This window comes from Roseomonas sp. SRI_022, from assembly GCF_057586215.1.
On record NZ_JBYCZL010000027.1, the window covers coordinates 51,683 to 73,255 of the forward strand.

24 protein-coding genes are annotated in these 21,573 nt (G+C 69.2%); 15 read left to right on the top strand and 9 right to left on the bottom strand.

What is annotated here, in order from left to right; translation table 11 throughout:
• Window positions 1–54: 54 nt before the first annotated feature.
• From aroQ to sugE, 4 genes are all read left to right on the top strand, one after another.
• The gene (gene aroQ, locus AC2YHJ_RS22275; RefSeq protein ID WP_487398375.1) at window positions 55–507 is read left to right on the top strand and encodes a type II 3-dehydroquinate dehydratase; all 453 of its coding nucleotides are present in this window, start codon (window positions 55–57) and stop codon (window positions 505–507) included.
• Window positions 504–968, top strand: coding sequence for an acetyl-CoA carboxylase biotin carboxyl carrier protein (accB, locus tag AC2YHJ_RS22280; protein ID WP_487398376.1), 465 nt, complete (start codon window positions 504–506; stop codon window positions 966–968). Before aroQ ends, accB begins: the two co-directional genes overlap by 4 nt.
• A gap of 34 nt (window positions 969–1,002) precedes the next feature.
• Window positions 1,003–2,349 (top strand): acetyl-CoA carboxylase biotin carboxylase subunit, encoded by a 1,347-nt coding sequence (accC, locus tag AC2YHJ_RS22285; protein WP_487398377.1) that lies wholly within the window; start codon window positions 1,003–1,005, stop codon window positions 2,347–2,349.
• A 106-nt stretch (window positions 2,350–2,455) separates the two neighbouring features.
• Complete coding sequence (gene sugE, locus AC2YHJ_RS22290; RefSeq protein WP_487398378.1) at window positions 2,456–2,776, top strand: quaternary ammonium compound efflux SMR transporter SugE; 321 nt, start codon at window positions 2,456–2,458, stop codon at window positions 2,774–2,776.
• Between the two features lie 73 nt (window positions 2,777–2,849).
• Here the strand turns inward: sugE and AC2YHJ_RS22295 are convergent, their stop codons facing one another.
• Window positions 2,850–4,433, bottom strand: coding sequence for an ABC transporter substrate-binding protein (locus AC2YHJ_RS22295; RefSeq protein ID WP_487398379.1), 1,584 nt, complete (start codon window positions 4,431–4,433; stop codon window positions 2,850–2,852).
• Between the two features lie 100 nt (window positions 4,434–4,533).
• On the opposite strand from AC2YHJ_RS22295, the gene AC2YHJ_RS22300 reads away from it, so the two are divergent.
• From AC2YHJ_RS22300 to AC2YHJ_RS22325, 6 genes are all read left to right on the top strand, one after another.
• Window positions 4,534–6,132, top strand: coding sequence for an ABC transporter substrate-binding protein (locus tag AC2YHJ_RS22300; protein WP_487398380.1), 1,599 nt, complete (start codon window positions 4,534–4,536; stop codon window positions 6,130–6,132).
• A 16-nt stretch (window positions 6,133–6,148) separates the two neighbouring features.
• On the top strand, window positions 6,149–7,156 hold the full coding sequence (locus AC2YHJ_RS22305) for an ABC transporter permease (protein WP_487398381.1): 1,008 nt from the start codon (window positions 6,149–6,151) through the stop codon (window positions 7,154–7,156).
• Window positions 7,153–8,082: an ABC transporter permease gene (locus AC2YHJ_RS22310; protein WP_487398382.1), complete on the top strand. Its 930-nt coding sequence runs from the start codon at window positions 7,153–7,155 to the stop codon at window positions 8,080–8,082. Before AC2YHJ_RS22305 ends, AC2YHJ_RS22310 begins: the two co-directional genes overlap by 4 nt.
• Window positions 8,083–8,084: 2 nt before the next feature.
• A complete protein-coding gene (locus AC2YHJ_RS22315; RefSeq protein ID WP_487398383.1) occupies window positions 8,085–9,071 on the top strand; it encodes an ABC transporter ATP-binding protein in 987 nt (328 codons plus the stop codon).
• Window positions 9,068–10,105, top strand: coding sequence for an ABC transporter ATP-binding protein (locus AC2YHJ_RS22320; protein WP_487398384.1), 1,038 nt, complete (start codon window positions 9,068–9,070; stop codon window positions 10,103–10,105). Before AC2YHJ_RS22315 ends, AC2YHJ_RS22320 begins: the two co-directional genes overlap by 4 nt.
• Window positions 10,106–10,292: 187 nt before the next feature.
• Entirely contained in the window at window positions 10,293–10,958 is a 666-nt protein-coding gene (locus AC2YHJ_RS22325) for an FkbM family methyltransferase (protein ID WP_487398385.1), read from the top strand.
• Window positions 10,959–10,965: 7 nt separating this feature from the next.
• Here the strand turns inward: AC2YHJ_RS22325 and AC2YHJ_RS22330 are convergent, their stop codons facing one another.
• From AC2YHJ_RS22330 to AC2YHJ_RS22365, 8 genes are all read right to left on the bottom strand, one after another.
• Window positions 10,966–12,141, bottom strand: a complete 1,176-nt coding sequence (locus tag AC2YHJ_RS22330; protein ID WP_487398386.1) for an MFS transporter — start codon at window positions 12,139–12,141, stop codon at window positions 10,966–10,968.
• Entirely contained in the window at window positions 12,138–12,896 is a 759-nt protein-coding gene (locus AC2YHJ_RS22335; protein ID WP_487398387.1) for an NAD kinase, read from the bottom strand. The genes AC2YHJ_RS22330 and AC2YHJ_RS22335 overlap by 4 nt, the downstream gene beginning before the upstream one ends.
• Window positions 12,893–13,747: a carbon-nitrogen hydrolase family protein gene (locus AC2YHJ_RS22340; RefSeq protein WP_487398388.1), complete on the bottom strand. Its 855-nt coding sequence runs from the start codon at window positions 13,745–13,747 to the stop codon at window positions 12,893–12,895. Before AC2YHJ_RS22340 ends, AC2YHJ_RS22335 begins: the two co-directional genes overlap by 4 nt.
• 233 nt (window positions 13,748–13,980) lie before the next feature.
• A complete protein-coding gene (locus AC2YHJ_RS22345; RefSeq protein ID WP_487398389.1) occupies window positions 13,981–14,370 on the bottom strand; it encodes a hypothetical protein in 390 nt (129 codons plus the stop codon).
• A 1-nt stretch (window position 14,371) separates the two neighbouring features.
• A complete protein-coding gene (gene moaA / locus AC2YHJ_RS22350) occupies window positions 14,372–15,394 on the bottom strand; it encodes a GTP 3',8-cyclase MoaA (RefSeq protein ID WP_487398390.1) in 1,023 nt (340 codons plus the stop codon).
• Between the two features lie 90 nt (window positions 15,395–15,484).
• Window positions 15,485–15,817: a GYD domain-containing protein gene (locus AC2YHJ_RS22355; protein ID WP_487398391.1), complete on the bottom strand. Its 333-nt coding sequence runs from the start codon at window positions 15,815–15,817 to the stop codon at window positions 15,485–15,487.
• 81 nt (window positions 15,818–15,898) lie between these two features.
• On the bottom strand, window positions 15,899–16,654 hold the full coding sequence (locus AC2YHJ_RS22360; RefSeq protein ID WP_487398392.1) for a sulfite exporter TauE/SafE family protein: 756 nt from the start codon (window positions 16,652–16,654) through the stop codon (window positions 15,899–15,901).
• Entirely contained in the window at window positions 16,651–16,806 is a 156-nt protein-coding gene (locus AC2YHJ_RS22365) for a DUF3553 domain-containing protein (RefSeq protein ID WP_487398393.1), read from the bottom strand. The genes AC2YHJ_RS22360 and AC2YHJ_RS22365 overlap by 4 nt, the downstream gene beginning before the upstream one ends.
• A 99-nt stretch (window positions 16,807–16,905) precedes the next feature.
• Here AC2YHJ_RS22365 and AC2YHJ_RS22370 point away from each other — a divergent pair, with 99 nt between their 5' ends.
• The 5 genes from AC2YHJ_RS22370 to AC2YHJ_RS22390 all read left to right on the top strand — a co-directional run.
• On the top strand, window positions 16,906–17,520 hold the full coding sequence (locus AC2YHJ_RS22370) for a histidine phosphotransferase family protein (RefSeq protein WP_487398394.1): 615 nt from the start codon (window positions 16,906–16,908) through the stop codon (window positions 17,518–17,520).
• A 213-nt stretch (window positions 17,521–17,733) separates the two neighbouring features.
• Window positions 17,734–20,280, top strand: a complete 2,547-nt coding sequence (locus AC2YHJ_RS22375; RefSeq protein ID WP_487398395.1) for a hybrid sensor histidine kinase/response regulator — start codon at window positions 17,734–17,736, stop codon at window positions 20,278–20,280.
• A gap of 15 nt (window positions 20,281–20,295) precedes the next feature.
• Window positions 20,296–20,766 carry a chemotaxis protein CheW gene (locus AC2YHJ_RS22380; RefSeq protein ID WP_487398396.1) on the top strand — a complete coding sequence of 157 codons (471 nt, stop codon included), beginning with the start codon at window positions 20,296–20,298 and terminating at the stop codon, window positions 20,764–20,766.
• A 10-nt stretch (window positions 20,767–20,776) separates the two neighbouring features.
• Window positions 20,777–21,160 (top strand): response regulator, encoded by a 384-nt coding sequence (locus AC2YHJ_RS22385; protein ID WP_487398397.1) that lies wholly within the window; start codon window positions 20,777–20,779, stop codon window positions 21,158–21,160.
• On the top strand, window positions 21,157–21,573 hold a 417-nt coding region (locus AC2YHJ_RS22390; protein ID WP_487398398.1), incomplete at its 3' end, for a response regulator. The genes AC2YHJ_RS22385 and AC2YHJ_RS22390, both read left to right, overlap by 4 nt.

Consider the following 21,573-nt stretch of genomic DNA (forward strand, 5'->3'; position numbering starts at 1 on the left):
CCCTGCAAACCCCCCGTGCTAGCCCGTCCCGCCCCATTTTGGCGGGAATCGTCCGTGACACCCCCCCTGATCGCCGTGCTGAACGGTCCGAACCTGAACATGCTCGGCGTGCGCGAGCCCGAAAAGTATGGCTCCTCGACGCTGGACGACGTCGAGGCGCTGTGCGCCGAGACGGCGGAGGAATTCGGCCTGGCGATCGATTTCCGCCAGACCAATTCCGAAGGGGAACTGGTGACCTGGGTGCAGGAATGCCGGGGCCGGGCCGCGGGGATCATCATCAACCCCGCCGGCTACACCACCACATCCATTGCCGTGATGGACGCCTTGCTCGCCGTCGAAGTGCCGGTGATCGAAGTCCACATCACGAACATCCACCGCCGGGAGGAATTCCGGCATCACAGCTTTATCTCCAAGGCGGCGACCGGGGTGATCTGCGGGCTGGGCGTGACGGGCTATGCGCTCGCCATGCGCGCCATGGCCGACCTGGTCGAGCAGGACGAGGAATGATGGGCAACTTTATCGAATTCGATGCCGCCGCGATCCGCGAGCTGGCGCAGATCCTGCGGGAGACCGACCTCACCGAGATCGAGCTGGTCGACGGCGAGGCGCGGCTGCGTGTGGTGCGCCAGGCGGTCGTCGCGGCACCGGTCATGGCCCCGGTTGCGGTCGCCGCCGCCGCGCCCCCGGTCGTGGCGGCCGCCGTCGCGCCGGCCGAAACCCTGGATGCGGACCATCCCGGCGCGGTGACCAGCCCGATGGTGGGTGTCGCCTACCTCGCGCCCGAACCCGGTGCGCCGCAGTTCGTCACGGTGGGCGCGAAGGTCGTGCAGGGCCAGACGGTGCTGCTGATCGAGGCGATGAAGACCTTCAACCAGATCAAGGCGCCGCGCGCCGGTACGGTGACGCGCATCCTGGTCGAGAGCGGCACGCCGGTGGAATACGGCGAGCCGCTGATCATCATCGAATGAGCCGCGCGACGACAAGCATGGCGGGACGCGCCTGATGTTCGGCAAGGTCCTGATCGCGAACCGCGGCGAGATCGCGCTGCGCGTCCATCGCGCCTGCCAGGAGATGGGCATCCGCACCGTCGCCGTGCATTCCACGGCGGATGCGACGGCGATGCATGTGCGCCTCGCGGACGAAAGCGTGTGCATCGGCCCGCCGGCGGCGCGCGATTCCTACCTGAACGTCGCAGCCATCCTGTCCGCCGCGACGATCACCGGCGCGGATGCGGTGCACCCCGGCTACGGCTTCCTGTCGGAGAATGCCCGCTTCGCCGAGATGGTGGAGGCGCATGGGCTGAAGTTCATCGGCCCGTCGCCCGACCATATCCGCATGATGGGCGACAAGATCGCGGCCAAGGACGCGATGCGCCGGCTGGATGTGCCGCTGGTGCCGGGTTCGCCCGGCGCGCTGGAATCGCTTGAGGAAGCGCGCGCCATCGCGGAGCAGATCAAGTATCCCGTGCTGATCAAGGCGGCCGCGGGCGGCGGCGGGCGCGGCATGAAGGTGGCGCGCGACGCCTCCGAGATCGAGGAAGCCTGGCGCGTCGCCCGCACCGAGGCGAAGTCGGCCTTCGGCGATGACAGCGTCTATCTTGAGAAGTATCTCGACCGGCCGCGCCACATCGAATTGCAGGTGCTGGCGGACACTCACGGCAATGTCGTGCATTTCGGCGAGCGCGACTGTTCGCTGCAGCGCCGCCACCAGAAGCTGGTCGAGGAAGCCGGCAGCCCCGTGCTGACGGCGGCGGATCGCGAGGCGCTCGGCGCGCGCGTGACGGCTGGGCTTGCGAAGCTCGGCTACCGTAATGCCGGCACACTGGAATTCCTGTGGCAGGACGGGCAGTTCGCCTTCATCGAGATGAACACGCGCCTGCAGGTCGAGCATCCGGTGACTGAGATGGTCTGCGGCATCGATCTGGTGAAGGAACAGATCCGCATCGCGGCGGGCGAACCGCTTGGCTACACGCAGAAGGACATCGAGTTCAGCGGTCACGCGATCGAATGCCGCATCACCGCGGAGGATCCCGAGACCTTCACGCCGAGCCCGGGTCGCGTGAACACCTATCACGCGCCGGGCGGCCTTGGCGTGCGGGTCGATAGCGCGCTGTATTCGGGCTACACCGTGCCGCCGCACTACGACAGCCTGGTCGCCAAGCTGGTGGTGCATGCGCCGTCCCGCCCCGAGGCGATCGCGCGCATGCGCCGCGCGCTGAACGAGATGGTGGTGGCGGGCATCCGCACGACGCTGCCGCTGCACCAGGCGGTAATGGACGATCCGGAGTTCCAGTCGGGCGACTACACCATCCATTGGCTGGAACGCTTCGTGGCGTCCCGCCAGGGCTGAACCTGCATGCCGGCGGTCCGCCGCCGGCATCACCGCCGGGGACGACCCCGGCGCCTCATTCGCAACGGTGGGGACGACCCTGCCACAGGACCAAAGGGGACCTGTGATGGGCTGGATTTATCTTCTGGGCGCCGGGCTGTCGGAAATCGGCTGGGCGGTCGGGCTGAAATACACCGAGGGCTTCAGCCGCCCGCTGCCGACAGTGCTGACCGTGGCAAGCATGATCGTCAGCCTGTTCCTGCTCGGCCTCGCGCTGAAGACCCTGCCGCTCGGCACCGCCTATGCGATCTGGACCGGCATCGGCACGGTGGGCACCGTGGTGCTCGGGATCGTGCTGCTCGGGGAGGCCGCGACGGTGATGCGCCTCGCCTGTGTCGGCCTGATCCTCGCTGGCATTGTCGGCCTGAAACTGGCCAGCCCGACGTAACCGGCAGTCCAGGGGGCACTGCCCCCTGGCGAGGTGAGGTTTGGAGGGGGGCGGAGCCCCTCTCCAGGACGCGCTACTGCGCCGGCCGTGCCGCCATCGCGGTGGTGCGCTCATCCATCCGCGCATCGTAGGTGATGCCGCGCCGCGCCGCCCAGAAGTTCACCAACTGGAACAGCGGCAGCATCGCGACATCATCGACCGCGACCATGCGCACCGCCTCGCGCAGCATCACCTCGCGCTGCTCGTCATCCAGCGTCGCCGCCGCGCGTTCGGTCAGGGTGTCGAGTGCTGCGCTCGACCAGCGTGACGAATTCGACGCGCCGCGCCGGCGTTCACGGTCATAGGTGCCGAAGATGTTGACCAGCATGTAGGACGCCTCGCCGGTCACGCTGCCCCAGCCGCCCATGCGCATGTTGAATTCCTGGCGCGAGGTGCGGGCGGAATAGGTCGCCCAAGGCAGTGCCTGGACTTCCGTGCGCACGCCGATGCGCGTCCACATCTGGGCCACCGCCTGGCAGGTGCGCGCATCGTTGGGGTAGCGGTCATTGGGGCAGGACAGGGTGATGCGGAAGCCCTGCGGGAAGCCGGCTTCGGCCAGCAGCCGGCGCGCGCCTTCCGGGTCGTGGGCCGGCACCGGGACGTCCGGATTGTAGCCGAAGGCGCCCTGCGGCAGCCATTGACCGGTCGGCCGCGCGGTGCCTTCCATCACGCGATCGGCCAGCGCCGTGCGGTCGATCGCGATCGACATGGCGCGGCGGATGCGGATGTCCTGGAACGGATTGCGCGCCAGGGGCTGGCCGTTGTTGTCGGTGACGAGGACCGGGTTGTCGGTGCGGGAAAAGTCGGGGATCAGGTAGATCAGCCGCAGGCCCTGGATCTCGAACACGCTGATGCGCTGCTCGCGGCGCAGCCGGGCGAGGTCGCTGGAAGGCACCTGGTCGATCAGGTCCACATCGCCGGCGAGCAGCCCCGCGGTGCGTGCCGCGTCGTTGGCGATGAAGCGGTAGGACACGCGCGACCAGGGCTGCGCGCCGCCCCAATAGCTGTCGTTGCGCGTGAATTCCGTCCGGTCGCCGGAGCGATAGGCGGATAGACGATACGGCCCCGTGCCGATCGCCGCCTGGCCGGAATTGTACTGCTCCGTCTCCGCCCCCGTGCCGGCGTGGCGGGAGATGATCTGGATCGAGGCGAGTTCGATCGGCAACAGCGGATGCGGCGAGGCGGTGTGGAAGCGGATGGTGGTCGGGTCCACCACCTCGATCCGGGTGATGGCGCGGACAAGCCCGGCGAAGGTGCCTGGGCTGTTGCGCACGGTCGGCACGCGTTCGATGCTGAAGGCCACGTCGTCGGCGGTGAAGTCGCGCCCGTCATGCCATTTCACGCCCGGCCGCAGCTTGAACTCCCACACCGTCGGTTCGACGGCGCGCCAGGATTCGGCCAGCATCGGCCGCAGCCGGGCCTGCGCGTCGCGTTCGACCAGCGCGTCGAACAGGTGCTGCGTCAGGCTGCTGTTTGGCGAGGCGTTGTAGAAGTGCGGGTCGAGCGAGGTGGGAGACCCTCCGATACCGATGGTCAGGGTCTGGGCGGCGGCCGGCCCTGCGGCGGCGATGAACAGGGCTGAGGCAAAGGCTGCGCGCCGCGTGGTCAGGCGGGTCATGGTCAGTTCTCCGGCATGGTCTCGATAACGTGCGCGAGCCTAGCGGCCCTATTGGCGGACTGCTACAAGGCGCTTTCTTGTCGACGTCGGGAGGCGAAGAATGAAGGCGTATGCTGGGCGGCGTTGGGCCGCTGTTTCCGCCATCGCAGCAGCAGGGTTCGCGTTCGCGGTCGCTCCGGCCTCGGCGCAGACTGCGACGGTTGCCGTCGGCGCGCCTGTCACCTCGCTCGATCCGCATTACCACCAGTTGTCGCCGAACAACGCGGTGGCGGACATCATCTTCGACCGGCTCGTCAACAATGACGAACGCCTGCGCAACATCCCCGGTCTCGCGACCGAATGGCGCGCGGTCGAACCGACGGTGTGGGAATTCAAGCTGCGGCCGAATGTCCGCTTCCACAACGGCAACGCCTTCACGGCCGACGACGTGGCCTTCACGCTCGGGCGGCTGCCCAACGTGCCGAACAGCCCGTCCTCCTTCGCCGCGTTCTCGCGCCCGATCCAGCGCATCGAGATCGTCGATCCCCTGACGATCCGCTTCCACACGCACGAACCCTATCCGCTGCTGCCGCTCGACATGACGAATGTCCGCATCGTGGACAAGGAAACGGCGGAGAACGCGACGACCGACGATTTCAACGCCCTGCGCGCCGCCGTCGGCACCGGGCCGTATCGCGCGACCGTGCACCGCAACGGCGATCGCATCGAGTTCGAGCGGTTCGACGGCTACTGGGGCGAACGCCCCGCGTTCCAGCGCGTCAACTACCGCATGGTCACCAATGATGCGGCGCGCACGGCCGCGCTGCTCGCGGGCGACGTGGACCTGATCGACCAGGTGCCGACCTCCGACCTCACCAACCTACGGCGCAACGCCAATGTCCGTCTGGCCCAGGCGGTCGGGCTGCGGCTGATCTTCCTCGGCCTCGACTTCCTGCGGCCGGGCAATGAGAATTCGCCCTTCATCACCGACAACAACGGCCAGCCGTTCGGGCGCAACCCGCTGCAGGACGTGCGCGTGCGCCGCGCGCTGTCCATGGCGATTGACCGCCGCGCCATCGTGGAACGGATCATGGAAGGGGCGGCGGTGCCGGCCAACCAGTTCCTGCCCGAGGGCGTCCCCGGCCATGTCTCCGACCTGCCCGCGCCGGCCTTCGACCCCGACGCCGCCAAGCGGCTGCTGGCCGAAGCCGGGTATCCGAACGGCTTCCGCATCACGCTGAACGGGCCGAACGACCGCTACATCAACGACAGCCGCATCATCCAGGCGATCGGCCAGATGTGGACGCGCATCGGCGTGCGCACGGCGGTCGAGGCGCAGCCCTGGACCACCTTCGTCGGCCGCGCCGGCCGGCAGGAATACTCGACCTTCCTGATCGGCTGGGGTTCCAATCCGGACGGGTCGCATCCGCTGCGGAACATCCTCGCCACCGTGAACCGCGACCGGGGCTGGGGTGCGTCGAACCGCGGGCGCTATTCCAACCCGCAGGTGGATAGCCTGCTGGTGCAGTCCATGTCCGAACTGGATGAGCCGAAGCGCCAGGGGCTGATCGTCGACGCCATGCGCATCGCGATGCAGGATGTCGCCGTGGTGCCGCTGCACATCCAGACCAACATCTGGGCGACGCGCCGCGGCTTCGAATACACCCCGAGCGTGGACGAAGGCACGCTGGCGCAGCGCCTGCGTCCCGCCCCCCGCTGAAGCCGGAGCGCCGCCAATGACCGTCTACCTCGTGCGGCGCCTGATCCAGGCCCTGTTCGTCGTCCTGGCGATGTCGCTGATCGTCTTCATCGGCGTCTATGCCATCGGCGACCCCGTCGAGATCCTGATCAGTCCCGACGCCGATCAGCTCGAACGCGAACGCGCGGTCCGTGCGCTCGGGCTCGACCTGCCGCTGTGGCAGCAATACCTGGTGTTCCTGACCAACGCGCTGCAGGGCGACCTTGGCCGGTCGTTCGTGTTCAACGAACCGGCGCTGAAGCTGATCCTGCAGCGCATGCCCGCGACGCTGGAACTGGCCTTCGGGGCGATGTTCCTGTCGATCCTGATCGGCCTGCCGCTTGGGCTCTATGCGGGGCTGCGGCCGAATTCGCCGGCGTCGAAGACCATCATGATGGGCTCGATCCTCGGCTTCTCGCTGCCGACCTTCTGGGTCGGGCTGATGCTGATCATGGTCTTCGCCGTGCAGCTCGGCTGGCTGCCCTCGACCGGGCGCGGGGAGACCTGCTCGGTGCTCGGCTTCATCGGGCTGCAACCATGCAGCGCCGGGCTGCAATGGTCGTGGCTGACCGCCGATGGCCTCTCGCACATGGTCATGCCGGCGGTGAACCTCGCGCTGTTCAAGATCAGCCTCGTCATCCGGCTGACCCGCGCGGGCGTGCGCGAAACGATGCTGATGGACTACGTGAAGTTCGCCCGCGCCAAGGGCCTGTCGCCCGCGCGCGTGACCTTCGTGCATGTCTTCAAGAACATCCTGATCCCGGTCGTCACGGTCGTCGGGCTTGAGCTCGGCTCGACCATCGCCTTCTCGGTGGTGACGGAAAGCGTCTTCGCCTGGCCGGGCATGGGCAAGCTCATCATCGACAGCATCAACGTGCTCGACCGTCCGGTGATCGTCGCCTACCTGATGATCATCGTGCTGATGTTCATCACCATCAATCTGGTGGTGGACCTGACCTACTCGATGCTGGATCCGCGCGTCAGGCTGGAGAGCAAGGGCACATGAGCCAGGCCGTCATCGGCGGGGCGACGACCCCCGCAGCGCCGCGCAAGGACACGGTGGAGACGCCGTTCCGGCGCTTCGTCTCGGAGTTCGCGGAATCCAAGGTCGCGATGTTCGGGCTGGTGGTGTTCACCATCATCGCCCTGGTGGCGATCTTCGCGCCCTTCATCGCGCCGCAGAATCCCTACGACCTCGCCCAGCTCGACATCATGGACGGGCGGATGGAGCCCGGCACGGTGGGTGGGGCGGGCTTCACCTACTGGCTCGGCACCGACGACCAGGGCCGCGACATGATGTCGGGCATCATGTACGGGCTGCGCATCTCGCTGACCGTGGGTGCGGGCTCGGCGTTCATCGCGTGCTTGGTCGGCGCCTCGCTCGGGCTGCTCGCCGCCTATGCCGGCGGGCGGACCGACACGGTCATCATGCGGCTGGTCGACCTGCAACTGTCCTTCCCGTCGATCCTGGTCGCGCTGATGATCCTCGCCTTCCTCGGCAAGGGCGTGATGAACGTGGTCATCGCGCTGGTCATCGTCGAATGGGCCTATTACGCGCGCACCGTGCGCGGCACCGCGCTGGTGGAACGCCGGCGCGAGTACATCGAGGCGGCGCAGTGCCTCGCCCTGCCGACGCACCGCATCCTGTTCCGCCATCTGCTGCCGAACTGCCTGCCGCCGCTGATCGTGGTCGCGACCATGCAGGTGGCGCGCGCCATCGCGCTGGAGGCGACGCTGTCCTTCCTCGGCCTCGGCGTGCCGATCACCGAGCCCTCGCTCGGCCTGCTGATCGCCAATGGCTACGAGTACATGCTGTCGGGCAAATACTGGATCAGCTTCTACCCGGGCATCGCGCTGCTCATCACCATCGTCTCGATCAACCTGGTCGGCGACCAGTTGCGCGACGTTCTGAATCCAAGGCTGAAGAAGTGACGATGGCCGCACCGACCCTCGAGGTCCGCAACCTCCGTACCCACTTCTTCACCCGCGCCGGCGTGGTGAAGGCGGTGGACGACGTCTCCTTCTCCATCGGCCGCGGCAAGGTGCTCGGTCTCGTCGGTGAATCCGGCTCGGGCAAGACGGTGACGGGGTTCTCCGTCCTCGGGCTGGTCGATCCGCCGGGGCGGATCGTGGGCGGGCAGATCCTGTTCCAGGGCCGCGACCTCGCGAAGATGGGCGAGAAGGAGATGCGCGACCTGCGGGGCAACCGCATCGCGATGATCTTCCAGGACCCGATGATGACGCTCAATCCGGTCCTGCGCGTCGATACCCAGATGATCGAGACGGTGCTGGCCCACAAGAAGGTCAGCCATGAGGAAGCCCGCCAGCGCGCCCGCGATACGCTCGGCATGGTCGGCATCCCGTCCCCGGATGAACGGCTGAAGTCCTATCCGCACCAGTTCTCGGGCGGCATGCGCCAGCGCGTGGCCATCGCCATCGCGCTGCTGCACGAACCGGACCTGATCGTCGCGGACGAACCGACCACCGCGCTCGACGTCACCATCCAGGGGCAGATCCTGGCCGAGGTGCAGAAGCTCGCGGCCAATACCGGCACGTCGCTGATCTGGATCACCCACGACCTGTCCGTCGTCGCCGGCCTCGCGGACGAGGTGGCGGTGATGTACGCCGGGCGCATCGTGGAGAAGGGCGCGGTGTCCGAGGTGCTGGACGGCCCGCTGCACCCCTACACCTACGGCCTGATCGGTTCCGTGCCGTCGCGCAACAAGCGCGGGGAGCCGCTGCGCCAGATCCCGGGCATGACGCCCTCGCTGCTCAACCTGCCGCCGGGCTGCGCCTTCCGCACCCGCTGCCCGCGTGCCGCCGAGGTTTGCATGGCCGAACCAGAGATCCGCGAACTCGCCCCGGGACGGGAGGCACGCTGCTTCCGACCGATGACCGAACCGGCGGAGCAGGCGGCATGAGCGAGACCATGACCGCGGCCCGCAGGGCGCTCGGCGACGGTTCGCCGATGGTGGAACTGCGCGGCATCTCCCGCCGCTTCGAGAAGAAGCTCGACTTCGCCGGCCGCATCGCCAAGCGCCTCGGCGCCGGCGTGCGAGAGGAAGTGGTCCATGCGGTGGACAATGTCGACCTCACCATCCGCAAGGGGGAGGTGGTCGGCCTGGTCGGCGAATCCGGCTGCGGCAAGTCCACGCTCGGGCGCATGGTGGCGGGCATCCTGCCGCCATCCGATGGCCGCATCCTGCGCGACGGCACCGACCTGCTCGACCGCGGCACCGCGGCGGCGCGGGAGTTGAAGCTGCGCACGCAGATGATCTTCCAGGATCCCTATGCGTCGCTGAACCCGCGCATGCGCGTCGCCGACATCGTGGGGGAGGCGCCGCTGGTCCACGGTATCGTCACCCGCGCCGGCTACGACGCCTATGTCGATGAACAGATGCGCCGCGCCGGGCTCGACCCCGCGTTCAAGCGCCGCTACCCGCACCAGTTCTCGGGTGGGCAGCGCCAGCGCATCGGCATCGCCCGGGCGCTCGCCGTGAAGCCGGACTTCATCGTCTGCGACGAGGCGGTGGCCGCGCTCGACGTGTCGATCCAGGCGCAGATCCTGAACCTGTTCATCCGGCTGCGGACGGAACTCGACCTCACCTATCTGTTCATCAGCCACGACCTTGGCGTGGTGGAACACATCTCCGACCGTGTCGTGATCATGTATCTCGGCCGGGTGGTCGAGGAAGCGCCGTCCGAGACGGTCTTCGCCACGCCGAACCACCCCTACACCAAGTCGCTGCTAGCCTCGGTGCCGCGTATCGACAGCCGCAAGCGCGCCTTCTCGGTGGTGAAGGGAGAGATCCCGTCGCCACTGCATCCGCCATCGGGCTGCCATTTCCATCCGCGCTGCCCGCATGCGATGGAACGCTGCAAGGTGGAGAAGCCGGAGTTGAAGGAAGTCGCCCCCGGCCAGCGCAGCGCCTGCCATCTGAACGACGCGGCGTGACGGCGGGCGGGGCCTGCCGGTCCCGATGCGTCAACGCCGCAGCCCAGGGGATGGAACAAGCCAGCATCCGCGGTCGGGATGCCGGAGGCCGTGACCGCGAAGTGATGGCGGGAGTCCGCGGCAGGCGGGGGTAGCCCACACGCGTCGTTGCCTTGACGGCTGGCGCGCAGCTTCCGATCTTTTCGCCATGAACCCGTTCCGTCAGATTCAGATCAACGATCCGACGCTGGCGCCGTCCTGCATCTTCGATATCGGAGCCAATGTCGGCCAGACTGTGCGTCTGATCCGCCGGGTTTGGCCGGAGGCAGCGATCCATGCCTTCGAGCCGGTCAGCGCCACCTTCGCCACACTGCAACAGAATCTCACCGGGGAGGCCGCCGTGACGGCGCACCGCCTCGCCTTCGGCAGCCGGCAGGGGCGCGCGCGGATGGTGGCCCGGCCCGGCGGCGTGATGAATCGCATCGTCGAACGGCCGGTTAGCGATGCGCCGATGGAGGAGGTCGAGGTCGTCGCAGGCGACACCTTCTGCGCGGCGCACGGGATCGACCGTATCGACATCCTCAAGATCGATACCGAGGGTCATGACCTCGACGTGCTTGCAGGTTTCCGCACCATGCTGGCGGAGCGGCGCATCACCTATGTCGAGGCGGAATGCGCCGTGGCCCCGGACAACACGATGCATGTGCCCTTCACGCGGATCGCGGATTTCATGTTCGCCTTTGGCTACGGTCTGTTCAACCTGTACCCGGGCGCTCGCGTGAATGTCTCATTGCGTCGGCGCGATCGCGGCATCTGGTATGGCAACGCCATCTTTGTCGCCGAACGCTGGCCGGAGGAGGCCGAGTACTTCTGATCGCGCCTCAACGCGCGCGCGCGGCGACCAGGAAGGCGCCCACGACGAGAAGTCCGACGCCAACGAGCAACCAGGGCACTGGCCCGTAGCCGCCGGCACCCTCCCAGATCATCGCCAAAAGCAGCGGAGCGACGGTGCGCGGCAGCATCGCCGCAGTGGACAGCGCGCCGGACACCGCCCCGAACCCCGCTCGGCCGAGGATCTCGGCGGTGCCGGCGGTACGCACGATGGTCAGCAGCCCGTCGCCCGTGCCCCAGCACAGGACGAAGACGACGACCAGCATCGTGCTGGACGGCGCGGTCGCCAGCGCCAGCATCCCGACGGGCACCAGCCCGGTCGCGACGAGGCCGACGGCCCGCATCGTCACGCGGCTGCCCAGGGCGAACAGTAGGGCCCGCGCGGCCACCTGGGCCGGGCCATGCGCTGCCGCCACCAGCAGCACTGTCGCTTCCGGCAAGCCGCGTTCGCGCAGCAGCGGGATCAGATGGGCGCCGAGGCCTGTGCCGATGAAGGCATGTGCCGCGAAGCACAGCGCAAGGCCGAGGAAGGCAGGTTCCCGCAGCCGCGCCCACAGGCCCGGCCCGCCGCGCCGGGTGGGGCCGGTCGCCGGCACCCGCGCCTGCTGCAGCATGGCGACGGTGCCGACCGCCGCGCAGAATTGCAGCATCGCCAGCCCCCGCAGCGCGCCGCGCCAGCCGAACAGGTCGATCAGCAGGCCGACCAGCGGCACGAAGACCGTCACGGTGAATCCCGTGACGAAGGTGATGGCGGTGACGGTGCGACGCACATCCTGTGCCTCGGCCACGACAACGGCCATGGCGGTGCCCCACAGGCACATCGCCGAGACGACGCCGAGCAGCACCCAGATCGCAATGAAGGCGGCGGGATGCTGCACCAGGCTCATCGCCACCAGCAGCAGCGCAGCGGCGAACATGCCGCTGTTCATCATCGCGCGCGGCCCATGCCGGTCGAGCCAGCGCCCCGCCGGCACCGCGGCGAGGCCCGATGCCAGCAGCCCGGAGGTATAGGCCGCATTCAGCAGCACGCGCGACCAGCCGAGCTCGGCTTCCATCGGCGCGACCAGCAACGGGAAGGGGACATGCAGCGCCCCCCAGCCGATGAGCTGTGTGCTTGCCATGCCCCAGAACAGGGTGCGGTCGGGAATGCCGCGCCCGCTGCTCACACCGTGAACTGTTCCGCGATGATGCGTTCCGACAACCCGTGATCGGGGTCGAACAGCAGCGTCAGGGACACGTCGCGCGCCTCGCGCACCTCGACGCGGGCGACGTCGCGCACCTCGGTGTAGTCGGCGACCGCGGCCGTCGGGCGCTTGTCGCGCTCAAGGATCTCGAACACCACCTCGACATCCGAGGGCAGCAGCGCACCGCGCCAGCGCCGCGGGCGGAAGGCGGAGATCGGCGTCATCGGCAGCAGGTTCGCGTTCAGCGGCACGATTGGCCCATGGGCGGACAGGTTGTAGGCGGTGCTGCCCGCCGGCGTGCTGACGAGGATACCGTCGCAGATCAGTTCCGGCAGGCGTTCTCGCCCGTCGATCAGGATGCGGATCTTCGCCGCCTGGCGGCTTTCCCGCAGCAGCGAGACCTCATTGATCGCCAGCGCCTCGACCGGCGTGTGGCCATTGGCGATGGCGCGCATGCGAAGGGGGTGCAGCGTCGCGGCCTGGGCGGCGGCGATGCGCGCGGGCAGTTCGTCCTCCCGGTAGTCGTTCATCAGGAAGCCGACCGAGCCGCGGTTCATGCCATAGACCGGCGTGCCGCGGCCAAGGAAGCGGTGCAGCGTCTCCAGCATGAAGCCGTCGCCGCCAAGTGCCACGATGACGTCGGCCTTCTCTGGCGGCGCCGCACCGTATTGCGCGGCGAGCGTTTCCTGCGCCGCGCGCGCCGCCTCGTTCTGCGCCGCGAGGATGGCGAGCTTCACGAAGGCGCCTTGGCGCGCCAGGATCGGGCGGCCTCGCGATGTTCCTCGAGCGGCATGCCCGCGCGCACCCGCGCCGTCACCTTCGGGTCGATCCGCGCCGTGGCCCAGCCGGTGCCGTCGGAACATTTCGCCACGACATGCCCCCATGGATCGGCGATCAGCGAATGGCCATAGACGCTGCGCGTCGCACCGCGTTCCTCGTAGTTGCCGTAGGACGCGGCGGCGATGATCCAGCACTGCGTGTCGATGGCGCGCGCGCGCAGCAGCGCCTCCCAATGGTCCTTGCCGGTCTGCAGCGTGAAGTTCGACGGCACCAGGATCGCCTCCGCACCCATGCGGCGCAGCGTCAGGTACAGTTCGGGGAAGCGCACATCGTAGCAGATGGTGCAGGCGAAGCGGCTGCCGCCGGCTTCGAAGAAGGCGAGGTCCGACCCCGCGCCGTACAGCGCGCTTTCCTTGTAGCCGGTGCCGTCCGGCGCCGTGATGTCGAACAGGTGGATCTTGCGGTAGCGGGCGATCTCGGCCCCGTCCGGCCCGAAGACCAGCGTGGTGTTGAACAGCTTCTCGCCGCCATCCTCGATGATCGACCCGCCATGGACGGTGATGCCGTGGCGCCGCGCAAGGCCGCGCAGCATCTCATAGGCCGCGCCACCTTCCTGCCCCGGGGTGGGCAGGATCTCCGCCGCCGCGCGGCGGGACTCGCGGCCGCCGCCGAGGTTGGTCCAGGTCTCGGGCAGGGTCACGAGGCCGGGTCGGTCTGCCTCCACCGCCGCCTCGATCAGGCGCTGCGCCTGGTCGAGATTGGCCGCCTTGTCCGAGCCCTGGTTCATCTGGATGACGGATACGCGCATGTCTTTTGTCCCTCAGACGGCGGGCGCCGCGCATCCGCGCGGCTTGCCTTCGCGCCATGCGCTGTTGCCTTGGGGGCGACTGATGGTCTGGGCGCGGTCGCGCTTGGCACTCCGGGCCCGATGCGGCGCATCGGGCCGTGCGATGGCGCGAAGTTGGGGGTTCCAAGGGCCCTTAGGCCTTTGGTGGGGGAGGTCCGGAGGGGGCAAAGCCCCCTCTGGCCGCGTTCCGCCGGTCACGCCCCCCGATCCGCCTTCGGCCAATCCAGCCGTGGTTCCGCGCGCCCGCCGCGCGGTTTCGCGGGCGGCGGCGGCACGGGCGGCGCCATGCGCGGTTCGGCCTCCGGCAGGCGTGGTGCGGTGCGTGCCGGCGGCGCGACGTAGTCCACCTCGACCGGCGCGCGGGCGAGGGGGCTGTCCGAGGCGTGCTGCACCATCGCGCGGATGTCCATGCGCAGGTCGGCGAGTTCCGCCTCGATCGCCTCCAGCCGCGACTTCACGCCGAACACCGCGAAGGGCATCGCGAGGAACGCCAGGATCGACACCGCGATCGCCGCCAGCAGCACCAGCGCCACCCAGGGCGGCAGCCCGGGGATCGTGAGTTTCTCGACCAGCCCCTGGAGCATCTCAGCCGCCCGTCATCGACATGTGGCGCGCGACGGCCGGGCGCTTGTGCCGGCGGTCGATCACGAAGTCATGGCCCTTCGGCTTGCGCGTGATGGCCTCGCGGATCGCCTGCCCCAGTGCCGCATCGTCCACTGAAGGGTCGCGCAACAGGCTGCGGAATTCCGCGGCGTCATCCTGGCCGAGGCACATGAACAGCGTGCCCGTGCAGGTCAGCCGCACGCGATTGCAGGATTCGCAGAAATTATGGGTCATCGGCGTGATGAAGCCGATCCGTCCGCCGGTTTCCTGCACCGTCACGTAGCGGGCGGGGCCGCCGGTCGCGTAGTCGGTGTCGGTCAGCGTCCAGGTCTTGCGCAGGCGCGACCGCACCAGGGACAGCGGCAGGTACTGGTCGGTGCGGTCGCCGCCGATGTCACCCAGCGGCATGGTCTCGATCAGGCAGAGGTCGAAGCCGTGCTCGCCGCACCAGGCGACCATGCGATCGAACTCGTCCTCGTTCACGCCCTTCAGCGCGACGGCGTTGATCTTGATGGCGAGCCCGGCGGCCTTGGCGGCGAAGATGCCGTCCAGCGTCTGCTCGATCTTCCCCCAGCGCGTCACCGCGGCGAAGACGCCGGGGTCCAGCGTGTCGAGCGAGACGTTGATGCGCCGCACGCCGGCGTCATAGAGGTCACCGGCCATCTTCGCGAGCTGCGTGCCGTTGGTGGTCACCGTCAGCTCACGCAGGCCGCCCGGTGCGATCCGCGCGCCAAGGCTGCGCACCAGGTTCATCACCCCCTTGCGCACAAGCGGCTCCCCGCCCGTCAGGCGGATCTTGTCGGTGCCGAGCGCGATGAAGGCGCCGCAGAGCCGGTCGATCTCCTCGAGCGTCAGGATGTCCTTCTTCGGCAGGAAGGTCATGTCCTCCGCCATGCAGTAGACGCAGCGGAGGTCGCAGCGATCCGTCACCGAGACGCGCAGATAGGTGACGGCCCTGCCGAAGGGGTCGATCAGGCCGGCGGTGGAAGGATCACGATCCTGCATGGTCGGGATTTGGGGCCTGAGGCCCTGTTGCCGCAAGCCCCCATCGGCATCCGGGGCAGGACTTCCGCCCCGGGGCCGGCGGGCGACGTGTCAGCCGCTGGGCGGGCGGTAGGCGAAGGCGGTGGACTTTACCTTCTGCATCGCTTTCTGCGCCTCCGCGGGGGTCAGCAGGGCATGGGTCTCGAAGGCAGCGAAGGCGCCGCTCGACCCGGCGCGCATGCTGCAGGCGACGGCACTTTCATTGTCGGGGAACTCGGAGATCAGCACCCCGTCGCGCTCGCCAATCATGAAGAAGTAGCAGACCAGGCGCCCGCCGAAGGCCTCCACCAGCGCCCGCGCGGCGGGCTCGCGGTCCTGGGGATTGTCGACCAGCGCCTTGGCCTGCACAGCCGTGAACGACCACTGACTCATGTAGTGAGGCATGGCTTCCTCCCTTTCGGCCGGCGCCTGGCCGGCCGTGGCAGAGGCTACGCCCGGCGCTCTCGCTTTCGAGAGTGAAATTCGTTACCCGAACAGCGCGAGCCCGCCCGCCACCAGCAGCACCCCCATCGCGAAGGGCCGGTACAGCCGGCCGGGCACCACGTGGAACAGCCGTGCGCCCACCGGCACCGTCAGCGCCATCACCGGCAGCAGCACAGCCAGGCGCAGTAGCACGGGCATATCCACCAGCCCGCCCAGGATCGGCACGATCACCGACACGATGGCGATGGTGGCGAAGAACATGATCAGGTTGGCGCGGTGCCGCTTCGCTTCCTCGAGCCCCGCCAGCAGGTACAGGATCACCGGCGGTCCGCTCATCCCCGTCGAGCCCTTGAGCAGCCCGGCCACGGTGCCGATCGCGATGTTCAGCCCGAGCGGGCGGGAGCCGTGGTAGCGCCAGCCCGACATCAGCAGCAGGCCGAACACCAGCACGAAGCCGCCGATGAAGCGGCGCAGCGCCTCCCCATCCACGGTGAACAGGATCCAGGCGCCGAGCGGGGTCGCGAGCGCTGCAGCACCACCGAGGGGCAGCACCACCCGCCGGTCGGCATCCTTGATCGCGGAGGGCAGCAACTGCACGGAGACCAGCAATTCCATCAGCAGCATCACCGGAACCCCGGCGCGCGGCCCCCATAGCAGGGAGTAGATGGGTGCCAGGATCACCGCCGTGCCGAAGCCGGAATAGCCGCGCATCACCCCGGCCACGGCGGTGGCGAGGATGGCGGCGAGCAGGCGCCAGTCGGCCAGCACCGACCAGGCCGTTTCGTAAAGGCTGCTCAACGCCGGTCGTCCTCCAGCACTTCCAGTTCCACCACGGCGGCGTTGATCAGCACCTTGCCGGCATGCTCGAAATTCACGGTGATGCGATGCCCCGCCACGGACTGGACCTGCCCGGTTCCCCATTCGGGGCACGCCGGGAGGCGGACTCGCATGCCTGGTTCGATGGTCGCGCTCACGGTCCCGGCGCTAAGGTGGCGTCAGGACCGCAGAGGATACCCTTCGCGGCCATGACGCAAGGGATGCCCCAGCCGATGACCCCGTCGCCCGCCGCCGACCTCGATCTCGCGCGGATGGTCGGGCTGCGCCTGTGCCACGACCTAGGCGGCGTGGTCGGCACCATCGGCAATGCGCTCGACATGATGGGCAATGTGGGCGGGGAGGCGGCGAGCCTCGCCCAGGAGGCCGCGGAGGTGCTGCGCAGGCGGCTCGTGCTGTGGCGCGCCCTGCTCGGCGGCCAGGGGGGGGCGACGTTGCGCGAGACCCTCGCGTTGCTGGAGGGGCAACTGGCCGGCGGCCGGGCGGAGGCCGATCCCGGCACGCTCGATCCGGCTGTCAGCCTGCCGGAGGCGATCGTGCCGGTGGTGCTCGCCGCCATGCTGATGGGCGGGGAGGCGCTGCCGCGGGGTGGGCGCGTGCGCCTGGCGGGCGATTTCCGCCGCGAACTGGCAGTCTGGCCCGAGGGGCAGCGCGCCGCCTGGCCGCCGAGCCTGATCCGCGCCCTGGCCGGCGAGATGCCGCCGGACCCGATGGGCCGCGAGGTGACGATCGTCCTGCTGTGCCGCATCGCCGCCGCAGCGGGTGTGGGGCTGGCCATCGCCATGCCGCCGGGGCAGGACGCCGGGCCGCTGATGTTGAGTTTTTCCTAGGCCCTCAAACGGCGGGTGCGGCCCATCCGGGCCGGCTTGCCTTCGCGCCCTGCACCGTCGCATCGGCGACGGCTGGCGGGCTGGGCGAGGTCGCGCTTTGCGCTCCCGGATCGCTGCGTGGCCGCGATCCGAAGAGGGCATCGGGGCGGTGGGCTTTACGGATTCTTTGGCCCAGCCGCGTGATGCTGCGGCCCTCGATGCGCGAGGGCTGTGATGGACGACCTGCTGGCGGATTTCCTCACCGAGACGCATGAGGGGCTCGTCGCCCTCGATTCCGCCCTGGTGCGGCTGGAACGCGCGCCGGATGACCAGCCGACGCTGTCGGAGGTGTTCCGCCTGGTCCACACCATCAAGGGGACCTGCGGCTTCCTCGGGCTGTCGCGGCTGGAGGCGGTGGCCCATGCGGGGGAGAACGTGCTCGGCCGCTACCGCGACGGCACGCTGACCGTCACGCCGGCGGGCATCACGCTGATTCTGTCGGCGCTGGATCGCATCAAGGAGATCGTCGCGGGCATCGAGGCGAGCGGCAGCGAATCGCCGGGCGAGGACGGCGCGCTCATCGCCGCGTTGAACGCGGCCGCGGAAAGGCAGTCCCTGGCGCCGCCTGACGGGCCTTCATCGCGGGAACCCGTCGCCGTCGCGGCGCCGGAGGCAGTGCCCGTGCCTGAGTACGCGGAACCTGCTGCCGCCGCTGCCGAAGGCGCCACCGCCGCCGCGCCGCAGACCATCCGCGTGTCGGTCGAGGTGCTGGAAGACCTGATGACGCTGGTCAGCGAACTCGTGCTGACGCGCAACCAACTGCTGCAACTGGCCCGCGCGCATCAATCCGACGCCTTCGCGGTGCCGCTGCAGCGCCTGTCGCACATCACCTCAGACCTGCAGGAAGGGGTGATGAAGACGCGCATGCAGCCGATCGGCAATGCCTGGGCCAAGCTGCCCCGCCTGGTGCGCGACCTGTCGCATGAACTCGGCAAGAAGATCGAACTCGACATGCACGGCGCGCAGACCGAACTCGACCGCCAGGTGCTGGAACTGATCCGCGATCCGCTGACGCACATGGTGCGCAATTCCGGCGATCACGGGCTGGAGACGCCGACCGACCGCCGCGCGGCGGGCAAGCCCGAGACCGGGCGCATCATCCTCAACGCCTATCACGAAGGCGGGCACATCATCATCGAGGTCGGCGACGATGGGCGCGGCCTGCCGGTGGACCGCATCCGCGCCAAGGCGCTGGCCAACGGCCTCGCGACGGACGCCGAGCTGGCGCAGATGAGCGAGCGGGAGATCCTGCGCTTCATCTTCGCCGCCGGCTTCTCGACCGCGCAGCAGGTCACCTCGGTGTCCGGGCGCGGCGTCGGCATGGATGTGGTGAAGACCAACATCGAGAGGATCGGCGGCACGGTCGAACTGACGTCGCGCGAAGGCCGTGGCTCCACCTTCACCATCAAGATCCCGCTGACGCTCGCCATCGCCTCCGCGCTGATCGTGGAATCAGGCGGCGAGCGCTTCGCCTTGCCGCAGATCGGCGTGGTGGAACTGGTGCGTGTCGGTGCGGCGCAGGACGGCGCACCGCGCATCGAACGCATCAAGGACGCCGCCGTGCTGCGGCTGCGCGACCGGCTGCTGCCGCTGGTCTCGTTGGCCGGGCTGCTGCGCCTTCCCCCGGCCTCGGAGGATGCCGGCTTCGTCGCGGTGATGCAGGTGGGCGGGCAGGCCTTCGGCATCATCCTCGACCGCGTCTTCGACACGGAGGAGATCGTGGTGAAGCCGGTCGCACCCATCCTGCGCCACATCACCATGTTCAGCGGTAACACCATCCTCGGCGACGGGTCGGTGATCATGATCCTCGACCCCAACGGCATCGCGCGCGCGGCCGGCGTTGGCCTGGACGCGGCGAGCGAGGAGAAGCGGCGCGGCGCGCCGGCGGCGATCGGCATGCGGTCCAACGCCAGCACCTCACTGCTGCTGTTCCGCGCCGGGGATGGCGGGCCGAAGGCGGTGCCGCTGGGCCTGGTGGCGCGGCTGGAGGATATCCCCGGCGAGCGCATCGAAATGTCCGGCATGACCCCGGTGGTGCAGTACCGCGGCGCGCTGATGCCGATCGTTCCGCTCTCGCCCGGCTGGATGGCGCCGCAGGGCGCCGCCCGGCAACCGGTGCTGGTCTTCACTGAGAATGACCGCGCCATGGGTCTCGCGGTCGAGGAGATCCTCGACGTGATCGAGGAACGGCTCGACATTCAGCCCGGCACCGGCCGCCCGGGATTCATCGGCAGCGCGGTGATCGCCGGGCGCGTCACCGAGGTGATCGACACCGCCTTCTGGCTGTCCCAGGCTGGGGAGGACTGGTTCCGCCGGGCGCAGGCCGCCGGCGTCGATGCCGCCCGCCCGCGCCTGCTGCTGGTCGAGGACAGCGCCTTCTTCCGCCATCTGGTCGTGCCCGCGCTGTCGGCCGCCGGGTATGAAGTGACGGCGGTGGAAAACCCCGTCGCCGCGTTGCGGCTGCGCGAGGATGGCGTGCGCTTCGACGCCATCGTCTCCGACATCGAGATGCCGGACATGGACGGGATTGCCTTCGCGCGCGCGCTGCGCGCCGGCGGTGCGTGGTGCGACGCGCCGCTGATCGCGCTGTCCTCCCGCGCCGAGCGCGCCGATGTCGCGCGTGGTCGCGAGGCCGGCTTCACCGACTACGTCGCGAAATACGACCGCGAGGCGCTGCTGCGTTCGCTCGCCGACTGCCTGTCGGCGCTGCTCGCGGCCTGAGGGGATGTGACCGCCATGCAGACCGCATCTGCCGTCATGCCGCCGCCCGCCCCAGCATCGGAGGAGGAGGTCTTCCTCACCTTGGCCGTCGCCGGCCAGACCTGCGCCGTGCCGGTGCTGGCGGTGCGCGACGTGCTCGGCACCCACGCCATCACGCGCATCCCGCTCGCCCCCGGGGAGGTGGCGGGCAGCCTGAACCTGCGCGGGCGCATCGTCACCGCGCTCGACCTGCGGCTACGGCTCGGCCTGCCGCCGCGCGAGGCCGAGGCGCCGCCGGCGATGAGCGTCGTCGTCGAACAATCGGGCGAGCTCTACGCCCTGCTGGTGGACCAGGTGGGGGAGGTGGCGCCGCTGCCCTCGGCCGGCTTCACCGCGAACCCGCCGACGCTCGACCCGCTGTGGCGGGAGGTGTCACGCGGCGTGCACCGGCAGGAAGGGCATCTCGTCATCGCGCTCGATGTCGGGCGCGTCCTGACGATCGGTTGAGGGGATGGCGATGACGCAGCGGACCTGCCTGGTGGTGGATGACAGTCTCGTCGTGCGCAAGGCGGCGCGGCGCATCGTCGAGGGCCTGGGCTTCGTGGTGCGCGAGGCGAAGGACGGGCAGGAGGCGCTGTCCGCCTGCCGCGAGACGCTGCCCGATGGCGTGCTGCTCGACTGGAACATGCCGGTGATGGACGGCATCACCTTCCTGCGCGCCGCGCGCGCGGAATTCGGCCCGGACCAGCCGCGCATCGTGCTCTGCACCACGGAAGCCGAACTCGCCCGCATCCTCGAGGCTCTGGAGGCGGGCGCGCAGGAATACGTCATGAAGCCGTTCGACGCGGAGATCATCCGCGACAAGTTCACCCAGGCCGGGCTGCTGGAGGACGCGGCATGACCGCACCACCCCCTGCGGGGGAGGAAGTGCGGGTGATGCTGTGCGACGACAGCGCGACGGCGCGCGCGATCCTCGCGCGGCTGCTCGAATCCGAACCCGGCATCCGCGTGGTGCATCGCGCCGGCGATGGGCTGGCCGCGCTGGCCGCGCTGGCCGAGGCACGGCCGGATGTGGTGCTGCTGGACCTCGAAATGCCTGTCATGGACGGGATGACGGCGCTGCCGCTGATCCTGAAGGCGGCCCCGAGGGCGGCCGTCATCGTCGCCAGCGCACTGACGCAGCGGGATGCTAAGGCTGCGATTGCCGCACTCGCCGCCGGGGCCGCCGATTACGTGCCGAAGCCGCAGGGCGCGGCCCGGGGTGCGGCGGATCCAGCCTTCCGCACGGAACTGATCACCAAGGTGCGCGGCTGG